Below are 16,683 nucleotides of genomic sequence, written 5' to 3' on the forward strand. Positions count from 1 at the left end.
GCCGATCCCGCGCGCGCCGCCCGTCACCAGGATGCGGCGACCGTTGAAGCCGGTGCTCACCGGCCGGCCTGTTCGATCCCGGGACGCATGGCCTCGACCATCTCGTCGCAGCGTCCCATCCAGACGTCGCCATGATCCAGCGCGTGCTTGATCAACCCTTCCAGAACGCCGATGCGCGAGGGCTGGCCGATCATTTCGGGATGCATGCCCACCATCATCATGCGCTTTTCGGCATGAAGCACGTCGAACTCGGCCTTCCACGCTTCGAGCAGCGCCGACGGCGCCTGCATGGTGCGGCCGGGCAGAACGATCGAATACTGGAAGAACGGTGCGTCATCGAGCACCCAACGGAAGGGCAGTTCGACGATCTTGGTTTTCTTGCCCGCGACAGTGTGGATATAGGGCGAGTCGTCGTCAAAGAAGTTTGAGGAATAATCGAATCCGTATTCCACCAGCATTGGCATGGTGATGCCACTGATTTCGGCTGCCGGCGAGCGCCAGCCGCGCGGCGCGCGGCCCGAAACGCGCTTGATCGACTGGAAGCCCTTTTCCATTTCCTCGCGTTCCTGTTCGGGCGTCAGGCCCAGGATCCAGGAATGGGTGTAGCTGTGATGGGCGATCTCGTGGCCGCCTTCCAGGATGCGCTCCATCAGTTCGGGGCGCTGGTCGATGATGATGCCTGGGATGAAGAAGGTCGTCTTGATCCCGTAGCGCGCAAGCAGGTTGAGCACGCGGTCGGTGCCGACCTTCCAGCCATAGGCGCCCTGCGACATCAGGATCGGCCGTTTGGCATAGTCCGGGTCGCGCGCCGTCCACATCGTTTCGGCGTCGAGGTCGAAGGTCAGGAAAAGGGGAAAGCCCCGGCTCGTGAGATGCATCATCAGGTTCCGATCAAACGAAGCGGTGGAAGCTGGTCCAGCGTTCGGCAAGAAACAGCACCGCGACGGTCGCGATGATCAGGATGGTGGAAACTGCAGCCACACTCGGGTCGACGCCCATTTCCACCGAGGTGAAGATCAGGATCGGCAGCGTGGTCTGGCGCGGGCCGGCAAGAAAGATGGTGACCGGCACGTTCTCCATGGAGGTGACAAAGGAAAACAGCGCGCCGGCGACAAGGCCGGGCTTGATCAGCGGCAGCGTCACCAGCCGGAACGTGGTGAAGCCGTTGGCGCCCAGGCACCGCGCCGCCTCCTCGACCGAGAGGTCGATGCCGGAAAGGCTGGCGAGGGCTGATCGCACAATGTAGGGCAGGGTGATCACCACATGGGCGAGCAGCAGCACGATGAAGCCGCCACGCAGGCCCACCAGCGTGAAATATTGCAGCAGCGCCACGCCTATGACGACCGACGGGATGATCAGCGGCGACATGAGCAGCGAGGTCAACGCCTCGGAGCCCGGCAGCATCTTGCGGAAGAGTGCGTAGGAGGCGGCGACGCCCAGCACAAGAGAGATCACGGTCGAGCCCAGCGCGAGGATTAGGCTGTTCTGGATGGCGCTGAGGTAATTCGAGCTGGTGAACACGGCTTCATACCATTTCAGCGTCCAGCCCTGCGGCGGGATGGTAAGGTAGGAGGTCTCGCTGAACGAGGCGAGCACGACCACGATCACCGGGATCTGCAGAAAGATGACGACCAAAAGGGCGATAGTTGAAACGGAAAAGCCCGGGCGCTGCTCGTTCATGCCAGACCTGCCCAGCGCTTGGTCATGCGGCTCGAAATCCAGATGATCAGGATGGTGACGAGCGCCAGCGAGAAGGACAAAGCCGACCCGCTCGGCCAGTCGAGCAGCTGCATGTATTCGTCATAGATCAGGGTCGCCATGACTTGGTAGGTCGGTCCGCCCAGCATGCGCGGCGTCACCAGCGCGCTGATGGTCAGCACGAAAACCAGGATGGAACCGGCGATGATGCCGGGTGCCGTCAGTGGCAGCGTCACAGCGCGGAAAACGTGGAAACGGCTGGAGCCCAGAGTGGCTGCGGCGGATTCCACATCGCGCGGCACGTTCTGGAGCGCGGCCACCAGCATCAGCACCATGAAGGGAAGGTAGATATGGGTCAGCCCGATCATCACGCCGGTCAGGTTGAACATCAGCTTTAACGGCGCCTTGATCAAACCGAGATCCATCAGCATGTTGTTGACCACGCCGCGATTGGTCAAAAGTACGATCCAGCCGAAGGAGCGAACCACGAGGTTCAGCATCAGCGGAAAGATGACGAGAAGCGTCAGCGGCAGGCGCCAGCGCGGATCGCCGCGCACGATGAGATAAGCCACCGGATAACCGAGCAACAAACAGGCGAGGGTCACGGCAATGCCGAGGCCGAGTGTGCGAAGCACGACTTCCCGGTAATAATCGTCGGCAAAGATGCGGACGTAGTTTTCCAGCGTGAACGAGCCGGCGGCAATGCCGGCGCCCGGCTGATATTCCTGGAAGCTGGTCGGGGCCAGCAGGATCAGCGGCACCACGAATGCGCCCACCAGCACCAGCGCCAGCGGCGAAAACAGCAGCAGGCCGATGCGCAGCTGCCTCATGCGTGAGCGCCTTGCGCGATCACCAACACATCCTGCGGCCGCACTTCGAGCGTCACCGGCTGTGCCTGTTCGAGGTGGCTCGCGGGACCCGACGACGCAGCCTCTACGACCAGCTCATGATCGCCGGCGATGCGGATGACGTATTGGACCTGCGGGCCGGAGAAGGAGCGCAGCGCGACGGTGCCGGGAATGCGGTTTGCGTCGCCGGCGCCCGACGGCGTCAGCGAAATCGCTTCCTGCCGGATAAAGACGTCGACGGATTCGCCATCCGCCGCGAGCGTGCTTTCAGTACTGAGCTCAAGTCCCTCGCCCAACACCAGCCTGTCAGCCTTAACGGTCGCCTTGAGGCGGTTCGGCTTGCCGATGAAGCTTGCAACGAAAGCGGTCGCTGGGCGGCGGTAGATGTCCTCTGGTGCCGCGAATTGTTGGATCACGCCGTCGTTCATGACGCAGACGCGGTCTGACAGACTAAGCGCTTCGCTCTGGTCGTGAGTGACGAACAGCGTGGTGATGCCGAGCTCGCGCTGCAGGCGCTTCAGCTCAATCTGCATTTCGTCGCGCAGTTTGGCGTCGAGGTTGGAAAGCGGCTCGTCAAACAAAAGCACGCTCGGGCGCGGCGCGATCGCACGAGCTATGGCGATACGCTGCTGCTGGCCACCCGAAAGCTGGCGCGGATAGCGATCGGCATAGCCGGCAAGCCTGACCATGGACAATGCCTCGTTGACCCGCGTTTCCAGCGTCGCACCGCTTTGCCCCTTGCGGCGAAGGCCAAAGGCGACGTTCTCGAAAACTGTCATGTGCGGGAACAGTGCATAGGACTGGAAGACCAGCCCGATATTGCGCTTGTTGGGCGGCAGCCGCGTGACCTCGGCTGTACCGATGCGGATTGTGCCATCAGAAGGCTCGATCAGGCCGGCGACCATGCGCAGTATTGTCGTCTTGCCGCAGCCAGAGGGACCAAGTAGCGAAACGAACTCACCCTCGGCGATGGCCAGGGAAACGTCCTTGACCACAGTGAGCCCACCGTAGCGCTTGACGACGTGATCTAGGGCGAGATCGCTCATGTCGACTTCCTTGGGAGTCGGTGCGGGGTTCTCCTTGTCTGATCAGCGCAAGACTTCACGCTGCCAGCGTCGCGTCCATTCCGGCAGCTTGGCCGCCATTTCGCTCGGATCGAGGAACAGCATCTTCTCCAAAGCCTCGCCCGACGGGACTATTGCCGAGACTTCGTCCGAGAGCGTGACGTTCTTGTTGACTGAACCGATGAACTGGCGCTCCGAAAAGCACTTCTGGTTGTCAGCGTCGAGTACCGTATCGATAAACTTGAGCGCCAGCTCCTCGTTCTGCGTGCCCTTAGGGATCATGACCGCGGGGCGTATGCCGACAGCGCCTTCGATCGGGTAGGCAGCGGCGAGCGGAAGGCCGTTCTTCGACTGGACGCCAGCGCGATCCGGATACCAGACCGCGATGTCGATTTCGCCGCGCTCGAAGAGCGACACGACTTGGTCGGCTTGCGTGTAAAGGAGCACCGAATCCTTTGCGAGAGGCTTTACCTTCTCGATGCCAGGCGTGATGTCATCGTTGCTGCCGCCGGCGAGCTTGTTCATGGCAGCCAGGAACTGCCAGCCGGTCGTGCCCGAAATATCGCCGATCGTCACGCGGCCCTTGTATTTCGGGTCGAACAGGTCGTTCCAAGACGTCGGCGGGGTGGTGACCTTTTCCTTGTTGTAGATGATCGTGGTCGCACCGATCATCGCGGCGACATAGGCGTCGTCCTTGCCCCAGGCACCATCGATGATCTCGGCCGCGTTGGTCAGCTTGGCGCGGTTGAGCGGGACGAGCAGGCCTTCGTTCGCCATCTGGACGGCAAAGGCGTCATCGGCGAAGACTACGTCCATGTCGGACTGGCCAGCTGTCGCGCGCACGGCTGCGGCATGCTGAGCGGAATTAGCCAGTTTCGAGACGACGGTTGCACCTGTCTCCTTCTCGAAGACATCGATGTAACAGGCCTTCACATTGTCAGCGAAGGAGCCTCCGAATTCACCGAGCACTAGCTCTTGCGCATGTGCGGACGATACGGAAATGCCAGCCAGCACGGCGGCGGCGGCAAGCAGCTTGGTACGCAGTTCCATCGTTAGCTCCCGTTCTTCATCAACCCCAGAGCATCTCTGCGGATGCCATTGAGGTAGACGCTAACACCCGCGAAATTGTCTTTCAAGAAAGAAAAATCAAAGGTAATCTTTCTTAGCTTGCGGCTTGTTTGTCGCAACGTGCTTCAGGTAGACCGTTCGCTACAAAGGAGAGAGCGAACTTGGACGAGCCGGTTCTTCGCTATTGGGAACTCGACCGCGTTGGACGCGGCATGGAAAAATGGCGACGTGCGCGGCCCGATATTGACGTCAGCGGAAAGGCTGTCGTCGGACGCATCCGGCACCTCAACGACATCGTCATGCGTGCCGTTGACAAGGCGCTGGCGAAGCACGGCGTTAAGTACCCGGTCTATGCTGTCCTCGCCACCATCCGCGTTTCTGGGTCGCCCTATCGAATGTCGCCAACCGAACTGCTGTCCACCCTCCTGGTCACGTCGGGCGGCTTGTCAAACCTGCTGCGTCGCATGGAAGCCGACGGCTACATCACCCGCGCCGCCGACAAGCGCGATGGGCGCGGCGTGATTGTAGAATTAACCGAGCAAGGGGTCGCCATCGCTGACGCCAGCATGGCTGACCACGCTGCGGTAGAGCGCGATCTCATCGAGTGCTTGCCGGACGACGTCAAGGAAACGATAGCACGTGCGCTTGGATTGATGATCACCGTCGCGGAAAGATGAAGACAATCTTTGTTGTTTGGAGTGCGCGGTCGGCATTGGCGTAAGCAGGCCTTCAGCTATCGGGTAACATCCAGCTAAGGCTGACATTCCGCTGCGCGGCCCCGGAAGCTAGTTCATGATCCGTGAAGTATCTAGAGACAAGGTTCACAAACGTCCCAACCTTTGACGGCCGGGCCCGTTCTATCCGCGAAGAGCTCGCCCGTCATTGCATCTCAATGCCGCTAGGGCAGCGTACTCGCAGGGACAATCCATATGGAACTGAGCTTCGATCTGAATGCACTCGACGTTTCCGTCTTCGTCGTTGACGTAGAAGATCGGGCCAAATTCCGCATCTTTGGGATGAACGCGGCTGCCGAGCGTGAAACCGGAAGCCTAAGCGCATCGTTTGCAGGACGCCTGTTCGAAGAGTGTTTCGAACCGGCAATGGCGCACATACTCGTTGAACGCTACACGAAATGCGTGCGTACGAGGAAAGCCTTTCAGTTCGAGGAGCTGGGCTCCCTGGTGTCGGATGAGCAATGGTATCGCACGACCTTGTCCCCATGCCTGGATCCAGCAGGCAACGTTTGCCGGATCATGGCCATCTCGCAGAATATTACGGCGATCAAACGCGTTCAATTCGAGATGAAGGAGTTCGCTTTCACCGACGCTTTGACCGGGCTGGCGAACAGGCGGGCGTTTGACGAAGCGATCGCGGATGCGGGTGCCGAGGCTGGTTACACAGGCCGCAGTTTCTCGATGGTGGTTGCTGATCTCAACGGATTGAAACGCATCAACGATACGCTTGGCCACCGTGTTGGCGACGATGTCATCCGCCTCGTGGGAGCATCTTTACAGAAGGCCCTCAAGTCGAATGAAACGATCGCCCGTGTAGGCGGTGACGAGTTCTATCTTCTGCTGCGTGAAACCACACGGAACGCCCTGGATGATAGGCTGGTTCGGCTGCGTGAAACAATCGAGAGCATCCCGCCTCTGGCTGAGTACAACGAACCCATCACCATCAGTGCAGGCGGGGCGGTCTGGAACCCGGGTGATGACGCTTACGAGGTGTTAGCGACGGCTGATGCCGAGATGTATATCGACAAAACGCCCAGCGCACGATGACGGCACCCGATGTTCGACTAGGAACATCCCGTCTTTGTGTTTGAACGATCTCAACTATTGAGGATTGACCTCGCTCTCCAACATCTGGATCGGATCACCGTGCCTCTTCGTCTCCTTGTCGTCGCGACTGAAACTGCCGAGCAATGCGAGGCTCGGCGCAAGTATGCGGGCTTTGCCTCGCATGAAACCTACGAGGAGACCTTGCGATCCCTGGATGGAAGTGCCGCAATCGAGCATGTATCCTGCGTAGACGGATCCGATCCGCTGACGCTCGATGAACTCGGGCAGTTCGACGGAATCTTCTTTGCCGGATCGCCGATCCAGATGCATGATGAAAGCTCCGAAACGCATGCCGCTGCAGCCTTCATGCAGAGAGTCTTTGAAGCCGGCACCCCGTCGTTTGGATCCTGCGCGGGTCTACAGATCGCGGCTGTTGCCGCGGGAGGCAAGACAGCGCCGCGTTCGAAGGGCATGGAAGCGGGTTTTGCGAGGGACATCACGATGACCCAAGAGGGGTTGTCGCACCCCATGCTGGCCGGCAGACCCCTCGTCTTCGACGCGCCGGCGATGCATTCCAGTGTTGTCGAAACTCTGCCTCCGGGTTCAACGCTATTGGCAAGCAACAGGCATACGCCGATTGAGGCGCTGGAAATCCGGCATGGGAACGGTATCTTCTGGGGCGTGCAGTATCATCCTGAAATTTCGATCGGCGAGGTGGCAGCCTCGCTGCGCAGGCAGAGTTCCGACCTGATCCAAGAGGGTTTGGCGTCCAACGAAGACGCCGTAGAAGCGCACGCCCGACGGTTGGAAGACCTGGATCGTGATCCAAAACGCAGCGACATAGCCTGGCAACTCGGTCTTGACGACGAGACCACCGACGCCAATCGCCGAACAATTGAACTGCAAAACTTTCTGAGCTTCTTAACTGAGCGGGCTGGCAGAATGGCACAATCCTGATGAGCGATGCCGCGTTGGTAGCTCGTTGAAGGTCAGCGCTTCATAGCCAGAGTAGGCGGGTACGAAGCACCTCTTGGGCGTCACTATCCTATCGTTGCGTGCACTCCGATGCCGCTTATACGGCGCGGCATACGGTCCAGTAATCACCCGCTTCGATTTGTGCCCTGACGTGCTGGTGCCGACGTCCGCACTCAGGACCTGAAGAGTTGTATGCTCTTCATGCAGCGACAAGCCATCCTTCATTTCATTCATCAAGCAGATCATAGCTGATTAGATCAAGCTGAGGCACGTTGCCCTTCAGCACGCTGTCGCGTGCAACGAAGCTGTAGCGTTTGCCTTCCTCCAGCCCGCTTGGCATCAAGGCCGGCACATTGTCGTTGACGTAAAGCACGGCGTCTCGTCCATCGGTCGTGCGTACATGCATTGCCGGTCCGACATGGCGTGTCTTCGGTTCGTTGATGCCAAGACCCGGATCGTCCATCGCTGGAGCTTTGGAGATGATTGTGCCTTCGAGACGCAAAAGTTTGTGCGATGTTGTGTTGGCTGGGTTGGAAGGTGCATTCGGCGCGCTGTTTTCACGGATCATCCGCTCGCTTGCTGCCTGCATTTCATCAAGGCTGTTGTAGCGGATCGACCATTCCAGATCCTTGGTGTTGCGCATGATGCGGTAATTGGCTTCCGCAAGCGTTGTGCTTGCCACTTGCGGCTTTGCACCACCCGATACCAGGTCGAGGTAAGCCTGAAGGTACTTCTGGACCGGCTCGACATCATCGTAAAGCAGCAACAGGCCACCGCCCAGCGCAACGCCGGTCTGCTTGGCTTCGGGGGCAATAACCAGCACCGCGCCGTTGCCGACCTCCAGCTTGCCGACGCGCAATTGCCGCATGGCTTCCAACGCATATTGATCGGCAGTACGGCCTTGCAGGTCCTTTGCAACAATCGTCACGATCTCTACGTTTGCGGCAGCTGCAAAGTCGTAAGCGAGCTTGGATAGCCTGTCGCGGATCGTCGGACTGAAAATACCGACCTCGTCATAGATGAAGCGATCGAACTTGCCGGGGGTTGCTCCGGCGTCGAGTTTCGGAAGGCGATCGATCTGCACGGTCCGCTTGGCGTCGGCCTGCTGAATGCGCTTGCTTTCATCCGGCATGATGATGTCGGCCGGACCCGGGATCTTCGGCATCGGCGCAGATACGCCGTCTATCATGGCCCTTTGCGGCTGCTGCGGCGCAGATGCAGGGGCCGATTGAGCGGGAGCCGGTTCAACCTGCGCTAGACTGCCTTCCGTTTTTAACTTCGACGTCGTTGCTGTTGCGACTGGCGCGCCGCTCTTGCAGTCACCATCCTGCTGTTCGCAGGAGTCTAGCCAACCCGCTTTAACGGCGCTCATGCGCTTTGCCCGGCCAGGATGCGTCGGGCCGTCTGCGTCGGGGACGAGCGTTGCAACAGCCTTCTGCGCATCGTTCAGCGCCGCACCCATCTTGTAGAGCACGAAGCCGGAGAACTTGTCGGCTTCCAGTTCGATCGGCGGCTGGCTCCCTCCCGGAACCAGGGTGTGGCCGGAGAGATGGTGCCCGATCTCATGCGCCATAATGGAAAGCGGCGACCAGTCATTGTTTTGCGTGGCGTCACGCACCTGTTCCATGAAGCGCTTGTTGTAAGCGATCACGCGCTGCGGCACTCCATCTGGTCCAAGCACGATCATCGCCGCAGCATTCGGCACCTCGCTTTCCATGATGCGGAAGTTCTGAGGCAGACCGGTGAAGCGCATAATCGTCTCGACTGCTTCGCTCCCCGCCGGTTCGCCACCTTCTCTCAGGCTGCGTGGATCGACCTGAACCGCCTTTCCGTCGTAGGAACAGGCCTGCAGCATGGCACTCAGTTGCGTTGCTAGTTCGGCTTCATCGGGCTTCTGATCCTGTGGCTCGCTTTGCGCCGTCGGCTTTTCCGTTGTGGTGTCTGCCTGCGCAACCATTTGACCGCGTTCCTTGTTCTCCAACTTTTCGAAGATGGGATCGCAAATCGCTTTGTCTTGCTTTGTCGGCCAGAGACTTGCGCCGCCTGCAGCATGAGCGACAGGACAAAGGGCGGTGGTTGCAATGAGAGTTGCGCCGGCGAGCACAGTTTTCATAGGGGATTTGTCCTTCCTCAGAACTGCCAGGGCCATTTGTTTAGGTGAGTTGCGCGAGAACGATGCGGATCACGGCACGCGCATAAAGATAAAGCAGCCCTTCCTTGGTCATGTAGAAGATGGCCGCTCCAATTGCGGGCCACCACCATTGACGCTTCCAATCAATGGCGAAGAATTGGCCGAAAGAAAGGAAAACAATGCCCGCCTCCACCCAGTCCATATAGATGCCCGTATAGTGGCGGTGCTGCTGAACAAGTTCGGGACTGCTGCGGATCAACAGTGGAGAGAGGTTGATGATGTTGGCGCAGATGATGACGAAATGCGTATAGGTCGCCAGAACCAGGTGTTCGACGACGTTGAAGCCACCGCGGCTCCAGAACGTCACGTTGGACGCGATCAGGATCGCCACGATGCCAAGCGAGAATGACCACTTGGAATAGGCTTGAACGAGTTCGATCGCCTTGCTCAGCGTCTGGTCGCTTGATCCCAGATAATCTGTTTGTGCAATGACGATCAGAAGAAGCACGATCGCAGCCAGCAGCAGCTTCAGCGGATGCGTATGGCTTTGGCGTTTGCCCAGCACAAATTCGCGCGCCACAGTACCAGGCCGAAGTGCGACCTTGAGCGTGGCCTTCAGCATATCGCCTTCGAACCAGCGGATCTTTTCCCAGGCTTCCTTGCGCAAATGGGATGAACCAAACCGCTCTGCCTGCTTTTGCCCGCAGGCACCGCAATAGAGACTGGTCAGCGGCACCCCGCAGTTGCGACAGACCGGTGCCTTGAAAAACTCAGTCGTAAGCTGATCCGCCTGGCGCGACTTCCTGCCTCCTTGATCCTACGCGACATCAAAACGATGGGCTGTGCAACCTACGGCAAAATGGCGACAAGGCAAGTTTAGGAACGATTTCATCGCCGTCCGCGAGACCCGTTCTCTTGCAACGATTCAAAATCAGCATTGTCGGAATTCGTACCCTTCCGACCGCTGCGCTGAGGATCAGCCTCTTGAGAGATGGAGCATAACCGAAGTTCCGGTTAGCTTCAAAGCAACGATGTTCAACCTTTTATCTTTGAACGATTTACTTGTTAAGACCATTAGATACTTGGATGGCTGCTTGCTTATTCTAATATCCGGCCAAATTCAAGAGTTCATGCAAGAGCACATTTGTGCCGGCCGCTAGCTGTTCGGACGACGTATATCCCCTGACATTGTGGCTGATGCCGTCCCGACATGGCACGAAGATCATCGCTGTTGGAGCGATTCTCGCCACCTTAGCCGCATCGTGCAAGGCGCCGCTCGCCATCCGCCGATAGGAGTAGCCTTGTGTCTCGGCTTCTTGCCAGACCTCATCCATATGAATCCAGCCGGCTACGCGATCTGGGCGCATGTCCTAAAGAACGCGCCAGGGCTGCTGGACTGAGCGCCTGAGAGCCAGGCTGCCTCGATCGATCATTTAGTTGATGCGGAAAACTGAGTATCAAGACAGGCATCATCTCGAACTAAATTGAACTGCTTCAGACCGGGCGCGAGAACTGCTGCACTTGGCCCGGAAGTCTTTGGCCGAAAGCAGACGGTCGGCTTCGAGGGCGCGCATCACAAAAGCGGAAGCCAAAAAAACACCGGGCAATATTCGCATGTCACCCATGAGCGAGATCCGGTTCTGGCGCGTCTGTCGGAAAGCTTCTGCTTTAACGTACCTTAAACCCCGCTTGACGTTTGAACCAAACGTGTTACCAGTGGTCTTACCACGGTAAGAGCTCTTCGTATGCTAGTACGGCGTGAAATTGTTGAGAACAAGGGCGGCTACGAGAAGGTCGTATCCTTCCTCCGCGAGCAGTTGCTTTCGGGCGATCTGAAGACTGGTGACTGCCTTTTGCCAGAGCGCGAGCTTGCAACCCTGCTCGGCGTAGGTCGCCCTGTTTTGAGGGAAGCCTTGCGCGCGCTGGCGATGATTGGCGCGGTAGAGATCCGCCATGGCGTTGGGACGATCGTAAAGAAACCGGATGTATCGACGCTCGGCGAATTCTTCACCTTCGCCTTGGCTCAACAGGCCGATGTCATCGACGACATTATGGAGGCGCGTGTAGCGATCGAGCATCATGCCATCCGGCTGGCTTGTCGCCGCGCGGGCCAAGGCGATTTCGACAGGCTGGCCGAACGCCTGCATGTCATCATCGAAACCATCAACGACCCCGAACAGGGCGGCTTGGCGGACTTCCAGTTCCACGAAGCGATCGTCAAGGCGGCGGGTTCGCCCACATTGATGAGCCTTTACGGGTCAATCTCGGCTTTAATGATGCGCTCGCATCTCGACCGCCGCGAACGCATCATCCAGGTCGAAGGGATCGAGAGCTTCCTGATCGACCACCATCGCAAGATCTATGACGCCGTTGTCGCACGCGATGCGCCGAAGGCGGACGATCTGCTTGCCCGTCACTTCGAGATCGGCGCGGATTTCCGCCGCCGCGCAGCGTTCGGCTGATCGAAGTGGCCGGCAGCCACATGAAATCTGGAATGAAGGACACTCACATGCGCATTGTCATTGGAAGCGACCACGCGGGATTTCACCTCAAGCAGGAGGTTGCACCCTTTTTGCGTGAACTGGGCCACGAGGTCGTCGACATCGGCAGCTTCGATCCCGATCCCGTCGGGTGCGCCAAGCTTTATTAGCACAGACACAAATCTCCTGATGCCTGGATGCTCGATCATACTCTCTCGAGCGGGTTGGCAAAGCTACGAGCAGAAGGCGATAGTCTATTCGCTCTTGGTATAGATTTGGCAGGCTCGTATGGCGACGCGTTTGATCCTCAAGACCATCATGCGCGAGCAGATCGTGAAGAAGAGCCGCTTCGTGGCCACTGCGGGTTCGGTTGCCGATGAAGCCGAAGCGCGTGCGTTCATTGCGGCGCATTCCGACCCGTCCGCCAACCACAACTGCTGGGCATGGCGCGTGGATCAGGCCTATCGTTTCAATGATGACGGCGAACCAACCGGCACGGCTGGAAAGCCGATTCTGCAAGCACTGGATGGGCAGGCGATCGATCGCGTTGCGATCGTTGTTACGCGTTGGTTCGGCGGCATTCTTCTTGGAAGCGGCGGTCTGATGCGCGCTTACGGCGGGACAGCCGCCATCTGTTTGCGCGAGGCGGAAACAGCGCCGTTCATCGAGACTGTAATTGGGACCTTCGCCTGCACGTTCAGTGATGCGCCGCTTCTTCATGCGAGATTGAGCGCGCTCCCGCAGGTGCAAGCGCTGAACCAAGCCTTCACAGAAGACGGTGCTCAGATGGCGATATCGGTCGAGAAGGGCGCAGCCGGGCTCGTCTCTGACCTTGTGTCTGATCTGACGAGTGGGCGGCCGCTTGTGGCTTGGCCGGATGGCGCCTCAGCGCTACGGACTTAGCTGAAGCCGGGCGTCTTGCGCGCCGCAGCAGCCATCCAGCCCTGGGACGGCTATTCTGCTGCGTTGAGGCTGTTCAGGGCACCGCCTTCCGCGGCTGGCTTGAACTCGCCTGTTTCCGAGTCGCGGATCAGGAGACGGCCAGTTGCGACGGCGAAATAGGCACCGTGGATCTGCAATTTGCCGCGTTCAACAAGGATGCGCACGCAAGGAAAGGTCATCAGGTTACGCAGGCTGAGTTCAACCGCCGCGAGTTCAAGACGCCGCAGATAGTCGGGGTCGGAATGGTCGCGTGGCTCGAGGCTTTCAGCGGCCGGCTGGATCTGAGACATCCAGCGTCCAATGAAGTCACCGGGTGACAACGGTTCCTGCTCGTCGGCAAAGGCCCGAATGCCGCCGCAGCTGGCATGGCCAAGCACGACGATATGCTTGACCCGTAGTGCCTGCACGCCGAACTCAAGCGCGGCACTGGTGCCATGCTGGAACTCGCGGTCCGGCTCATAGGGCGGCACGATATTGGCGACGTTGCGCACAACCAGCATTTCGCCGGGGGCGGCGTCGAAGATGACCTCTGGCGACACGCGCGAATCGATGCAACCGAACATCAGGATTTCCGGCTTCTGTCCGGCTTCAGCCAGCGACTGGTAGCGGGATTGCTCGCCGACGAAGCGCCCTTGCAAGAAGGAGTCGTAGCCGGCGCGTAAGCGGTCTGGAAACGTCATCGCGCTGCCTCCTTAACCAAACACATGAAACAGAGGTTTTGATCTAGCATGTTTCGCTAGAGCGGCAACCCGATGCTCTCTCGCGGCCAGTGGCGTTTGACGAGTGGGAACTGCTGCAGTGTTTGCGCATTATGGCTTTGCAGGTGCAGCGCATGTCAATCGGACACGACGGTACTGGGGAACAGGACGATTTTTCCGATTTCCCGTTCTGACATCAACGTATTGGTAGACGAGCCTCTATCCCGTCTGTGCTGCACCTGTTTTTCTTTCTTCTCGACGGCTCAGCTGCGCGGCAGGCGCGGCGCCGCTGCGACGAGCGCCTTTCCGATTTCGGATTGCGGGTTGCTGACGACCTCTGAGGCGAGGCCGATTTCCACGATACGACCGCCGTCTAGAACTGCGACGCGATCCGCCATGGCACGAACGACGCCGAGGTCGTGCGTGATGAAGAGGTAGGCGACACGCGTTTCGCGCTGGATGCGCTTCAGCAGCTGCAGGATCTCGGCGCGCACGGAAACGTCGAGTGCGGAAACGGCTTCATCCAGGACGATCAGAGTTGGAGAACTTGCGAGCGCCCGGGCGATCGCCACCCTTTGCCGCTGCCCGCCCGAGATTTCGTGGATCGGCCGGGAGGCGAGGGCGGGATCGAGGCGCACCCGCTCCAGCAGGCTTGCGACGCGGGAGCGTCGTTCGCCGCGGCTGAAGCGTGTGTGGATCTTCAGCGGATCCTCGATCACGCGCCCGACCGTGGCGTGCGGGTTGAAGGCGGCAAGCGGATCCTGAAACACGATTTGCAGCCGGCCTCGCATCGCGCGCAAGGCAGATGGTTTAAGGGCGCGCAGGTCTGTTCCCTCAAACAGGATCGTGCCGGCATCCGGCTCGATCAGGCGTGACACCAAACGCGCAATCGTCGACTTGCCGCTGCCGGATGGTCCCACCATCGCAAAGGTTTCAGCAGGTTCGATGGAGAAGGTGACATCGTCGGCCGCCGAAACGAACGCGTCGCCGCGACGATAGCGTTTCGAAAGGCCGGACACTTCAAGCAGCGGCATCAGGCCTCCACCGCCAGATGCGCTTCGAGCAGCTGCTTCGTATAGGCGTCTGTGGGTTGCTGGATGATCGTTTGGGTTTCGCCGACTTCGACAAGCCGCCCTGAACGGAAGACGGCAATGCGATCGGCCAAGGATGCCGCAAGGGCGATGTCGTGGCTGATGAAGATGAGCGTCATGCCGTCAGTGTCCACAAGCGAGCGGATCAGCGCAACGATCTCCGCTTGAACGATCGTGTCGAGCGCGCTGGTCGCTTCGTCGGCAATCAGAAGCGAAGGACGGCCTGCAATGGCTGCTGCGATCGCCACGCGCTGGCGTTGTCCGCCGGATAGCTGATGCGGGTAAGAGCGCGCAATGCGTTCGGGATCGGGCAGGCGCACGCGTGCAATGAGCTCATGCGCTGCTTGGATCGCGGCACCTCGGTCTAAACCCAGATTAACCTGAGCCACTTCCACGATTGTGCTGCCAACGGTCACAACGGGATTGAGGCTGCCGCCAGGGTCTTGGAAGACGAAGCCGATGTCGCGGCCGGGTCTCGGACGATCGGAATAACCCGGCCATTCGATCGTGCCTTGCACCCGCGCCTCAGGTGCCAGAAGGCCAGCAAGAGCCAGGGCGATGGTGCTCTTGCCGGACCCGCTTTCCCCAATGATGGCGAGCTTCTCTCCAGCAAAAAGATCAAGGTCGATGTCGGCCAAAGCGGGCGTTGCCTGGCGCTTGCGCGAATAGCCGACGCCGAAACCCTGGAGGTGAGCAAGAACGGTCATGCGCGCACCTTCCGTGCCGCACTGGCTTCAACGACGCCTTCACCAGCCAGATAAACGCCGAGCACGGTGAGCACGAGTGCGATGCCGGGGATAATCGACAGGTAAGGTGCGGATCGCAGGACCGTCCGGCCTTCCGCAATCATGCCGCCCCAGGTGATGCGATTTGGATCGCCCAGGCCGAGGAAGGACAGGGCAGCCTCGGTGAGAACCGCAGCGGCGACGATGACCGAGGACAGGGCCAGAACGGCGGGAAGTGCATTGGGCAACACCTCGCGGAAAGCGATCTTGAGGGGGTGCATCCCGATAGCGCGCGCACCGGCAACATAATCGCGCTCGCGGATGGAAAGCACTTCCGCGCGCGCCACGCGCGCTGGTCCGGTCCATGCGCCAAGTGCAATCGCGAACACGACGACTGGCAGCGACGGTCCCACGACGCTGACGAAGGCAAGCGCCAGCAGAAAGCCGGGTACGGTCTGGAAGGCGTCGGCGACGCGCATCAGGACTTCATCGAGGATGCCGCCCAGGAAGCCGGCGAGTGTGCCGACCACGGACCCAATTACGATCGAGGTCGCGGCAGCGGCGAGGCCAACAAGCAGCGATGTCCGTGCCCCGTGCACGAGTTCAGCCAGAACATCACGACCAAGCCGGTCTGTTCCAAGCGGCAGGCTGGCGTCCTGGAAGGGTCGCAACAAGGCAGGTCCGGCAATTGAGAGAGGGTCTGCAGGAAAGAGTAGCGGTGCCAAGAGGGCGACGAGCGCCAGCACAGCTAGGATTGCAATGCCGAGCAGGGCTGTGGGCGTGCGGAGCAGCGTCATGACTGCGCCTCGCTTGCACCAACCCGCGGATCGAGCAGGGCGTAGGCAAGATCGACGACGAGATTGATGAGGATCACGACCACGGCGCTGATCAGGATGATGCCGAGAAGCAGCGGCGTATCGCGTCCCGCGACCGCTTCCTGCGCCAGACGCCCGAGGCCGGGAATGGAAAACACGCTCTCGATCACGACGCTACCGCCAAGCATCGCCGCAGACTGCACGCCGAGCATGGTCACCAAAGGCGTCAGGGCGTTTCGTGCTACATGGCGCAAGACGATACGTCGGCGCGGAATGCCCCGAGCGCGCGCGGCAAGTACATAGTCGGTTCGCCAGACTTCAGTCATGCCGGCCCGCATCATGCGCAGGTACAAAGCGAGATAGATCA

At 59.7% G+C, this 16,683-nt stretch carries 18 protein-coding genes and 1 pseudogene; 6 read left to right on the forward strand and 13 right to left on the reverse strand.

Features of this window, described 5'->3' with window-relative positions; translation table 11 throughout:
• Positions 1-56: 56 nt before the first annotated feature.
• Genes RTX98_RS06215 through RTX98_RS06235 form a run of 5 tightly spaced genes read right to left on the reverse strand, consistent with a single transcriptional unit; the run spans position 57 to position 4,660 of the window.
• On the reverse strand, positions 57-881 hold the full coding sequence (locus RTX98_RS06215) for a polysaccharide deacetylase (protein ID WP_312795354.1): 825 nt from the start codon (positions 879-881) through the stop codon (positions 57-59).
• A 10-nt stretch (positions 882-891) separates the two neighbouring features.
• On the reverse strand, positions 892-1,680 hold the full coding sequence (locus RTX98_RS06220) for an ABC transporter permease (RefSeq protein WP_312795355.1): 789 nt from the start codon (positions 1,678-1,680) through the stop codon (positions 892-894).
• The gene (locus RTX98_RS06225; protein WP_312795356.1) at positions 1,677-2,528 is read right to left on the reverse strand and encodes an ABC transporter permease; all 852 of its coding nucleotides are present in this window, start codon (positions 2,526-2,528) and stop codon (positions 1,677-1,679) included. Before RTX98_RS06225 ends, RTX98_RS06220 begins: the two co-directional genes overlap by 4 nt.
• Positions 2,525-3,592 carry an ABC transporter ATP-binding protein gene (locus RTX98_RS06230; protein WP_312795358.1) on the reverse strand — a complete coding sequence of 356 codons (1,068 nt, stop codon included), beginning with the start codon at positions 3,590-3,592 and terminating at the stop codon, positions 2,525-2,527. Before RTX98_RS06230 ends, RTX98_RS06225 begins: the two co-directional genes overlap by 4 nt.
• 42 nt (positions 3,593-3,634) lie before the next feature.
• Entirely contained in the window at positions 3,635-4,660 is a 1,026-nt protein-coding gene (locus RTX98_RS06235; protein WP_312795359.1) for an ABC transporter substrate-binding protein, read from the reverse strand.
• 179 nt (positions 4,661-4,839) lie between these two features.
• Between RTX98_RS06235 and RTX98_RS06240 the strand changes: the two genes are divergently transcribed.
• From RTX98_RS06240 to RTX98_RS06250, 3 genes are all read left to right on the forward strand, one after another.
• Entirely contained in the window at positions 4,840-5,355 is a 516-nt protein-coding gene (locus RTX98_RS06240) for a MarR family winged helix-turn-helix transcriptional regulator (RefSeq protein ID WP_312795360.1), read from the forward strand.
• Between the two features lie 252 nt (positions 5,356-5,607).
• On the forward strand, positions 5,608-6,459 hold the full coding sequence (locus RTX98_RS06245) for a sensor domain-containing diguanylate cyclase (RefSeq protein ID WP_312795361.1): 852 nt from the start codon (positions 5,608-5,610) through the stop codon (positions 6,457-6,459).
• Between the two features lie 57 nt (positions 6,460-6,516).
• Positions 6,517-7,416, forward strand: coding sequence for a type 1 glutamine amidotransferase (locus RTX98_RS06250; protein WP_312795362.1), 900 nt, complete (start codon positions 6,517-6,519; stop codon positions 7,414-7,416).
• Positions 7,417-7,660: 244 nt separating this feature from the next.
• On the opposite strand, the gene RTX98_RS06255 is transcribed toward RTX98_RS06250, so the two are convergent.
• The 3 genes from RTX98_RS06255 to RTX98_RS06265 form a co-directional block, all read right to left on the reverse strand.
• The gene (locus tag RTX98_RS06255) at positions 7,661-9,391 is read right to left on the reverse strand and encodes a TPM domain-containing protein (protein ID WP_312795364.1); all 1,731 of its coding nucleotides are present in this window, start codon (positions 9,389-9,391) and stop codon (positions 7,661-7,663) included.
• Between the two features lie 196 nt (positions 9,392-9,587).
• On the reverse strand, positions 9,588-10,301 hold the full coding sequence (locus RTX98_RS06260; RefSeq protein ID WP_312795366.1) for a DUF3667 domain-containing protein: 714 nt from the start codon (positions 10,299-10,301) through the stop codon (positions 9,588-9,590).
• Positions 10,302-10,668: 367 nt separating this feature from the next.
• Positions 10,669-10,932: a M20/M25/M40 family metallo-hydrolase gene (locus tag RTX98_RS06265; RefSeq protein WP_312795368.1), complete on the reverse strand. Its 264-nt coding sequence runs from the start codon at positions 10,930-10,932 to the stop codon at positions 10,669-10,671.
• Positions 10,933-11,310: 378 nt separating this feature from the next.
• On the opposite strand from RTX98_RS06265, the gene RTX98_RS06270 reads away from it, so the two are divergent.
• The 3 genes and pseudogenes from RTX98_RS06270 (at position 11,311) to RTX98_RS06280 (ending at position 12,948) form a co-directional block, all read left to right on the forward strand.
• Positions 11,311-12,027, forward strand: coding sequence for a FadR/GntR family transcriptional regulator (locus tag RTX98_RS06270; RefSeq protein ID WP_312795370.1), 717 nt, complete (start codon positions 11,311-11,313; stop codon positions 12,025-12,027).
• A gap of 47 nt (positions 12,028-12,074) precedes the next feature.
• Positions 12,075-12,194: pseudogene (locus RTX98_RS06275) on the forward strand (RpiB/LacA/LacB family sugar-phosphate isomerase); the annotation flags it as partial.
• A 139-nt stretch (positions 12,195-12,333) separates the two neighbouring features.
• On the forward strand, positions 12,334-12,948 hold the full coding sequence (locus RTX98_RS06280) for a YigZ family protein (RefSeq protein WP_312795371.1): 615 nt from the start codon (positions 12,334-12,336) through the stop codon (positions 12,946-12,948).
• Between the two features lie 50 nt (positions 12,949-12,998).
• Here the strand turns inward: RTX98_RS06280 and RTX98_RS06285 are convergent, their stop codons facing one another.
• The 5 genes from RTX98_RS06285 to RTX98_RS06305 form a co-directional block, all read right to left on the reverse strand.
• On the reverse strand, positions 12,999-13,667 hold the full coding sequence (locus tag RTX98_RS06285; protein ID WP_312795372.1) for a carbonic anhydrase: 669 nt from the start codon (positions 13,665-13,667) through the stop codon (positions 12,999-13,001).
• A gap of 281 nt (positions 13,668-13,948) precedes the next feature.
• Entirely contained in the window at positions 13,949-14,719 is a 771-nt protein-coding gene (locus tag RTX98_RS06290) for an ABC transporter ATP-binding protein (protein WP_312795373.1), read from the reverse strand.
• Positions 14,719-15,483, reverse strand: coding sequence for an ABC transporter ATP-binding protein (locus RTX98_RS06295; RefSeq protein ID WP_312795374.1), 765 nt, complete (start codon positions 15,481-15,483; stop codon positions 14,719-14,721). The genes RTX98_RS06290 and RTX98_RS06295 overlap by 1 nt, the downstream gene beginning before the upstream one ends.
• Positions 15,480-16,298, reverse strand: a complete 819-nt coding sequence (locus RTX98_RS06300; RefSeq protein WP_312795375.1) for an ABC transporter permease — start codon at positions 16,296-16,298, stop codon at positions 15,480-15,482. The genes RTX98_RS06295 and RTX98_RS06300 overlap by 4 nt, the downstream gene beginning before the upstream one ends.
• Positions 16,295-16,683, reverse strand: a 389-nt coding sequence (locus RTX98_RS06305; protein ID WP_312795376.1) for an ABC transporter permease, incomplete at its 5' end; no start/stop codon positions are given. The genes RTX98_RS06300 and RTX98_RS06305, both read right to left, overlap by 4 nt.

Source organism: Tianweitania sp. (genome assembly GCF_032053605.1).
Classification (GTDB): Bacteria; Pseudomonadota; Alphaproteobacteria; order Rhizobiales; family Rhizobiaceae; genus Tianweitania.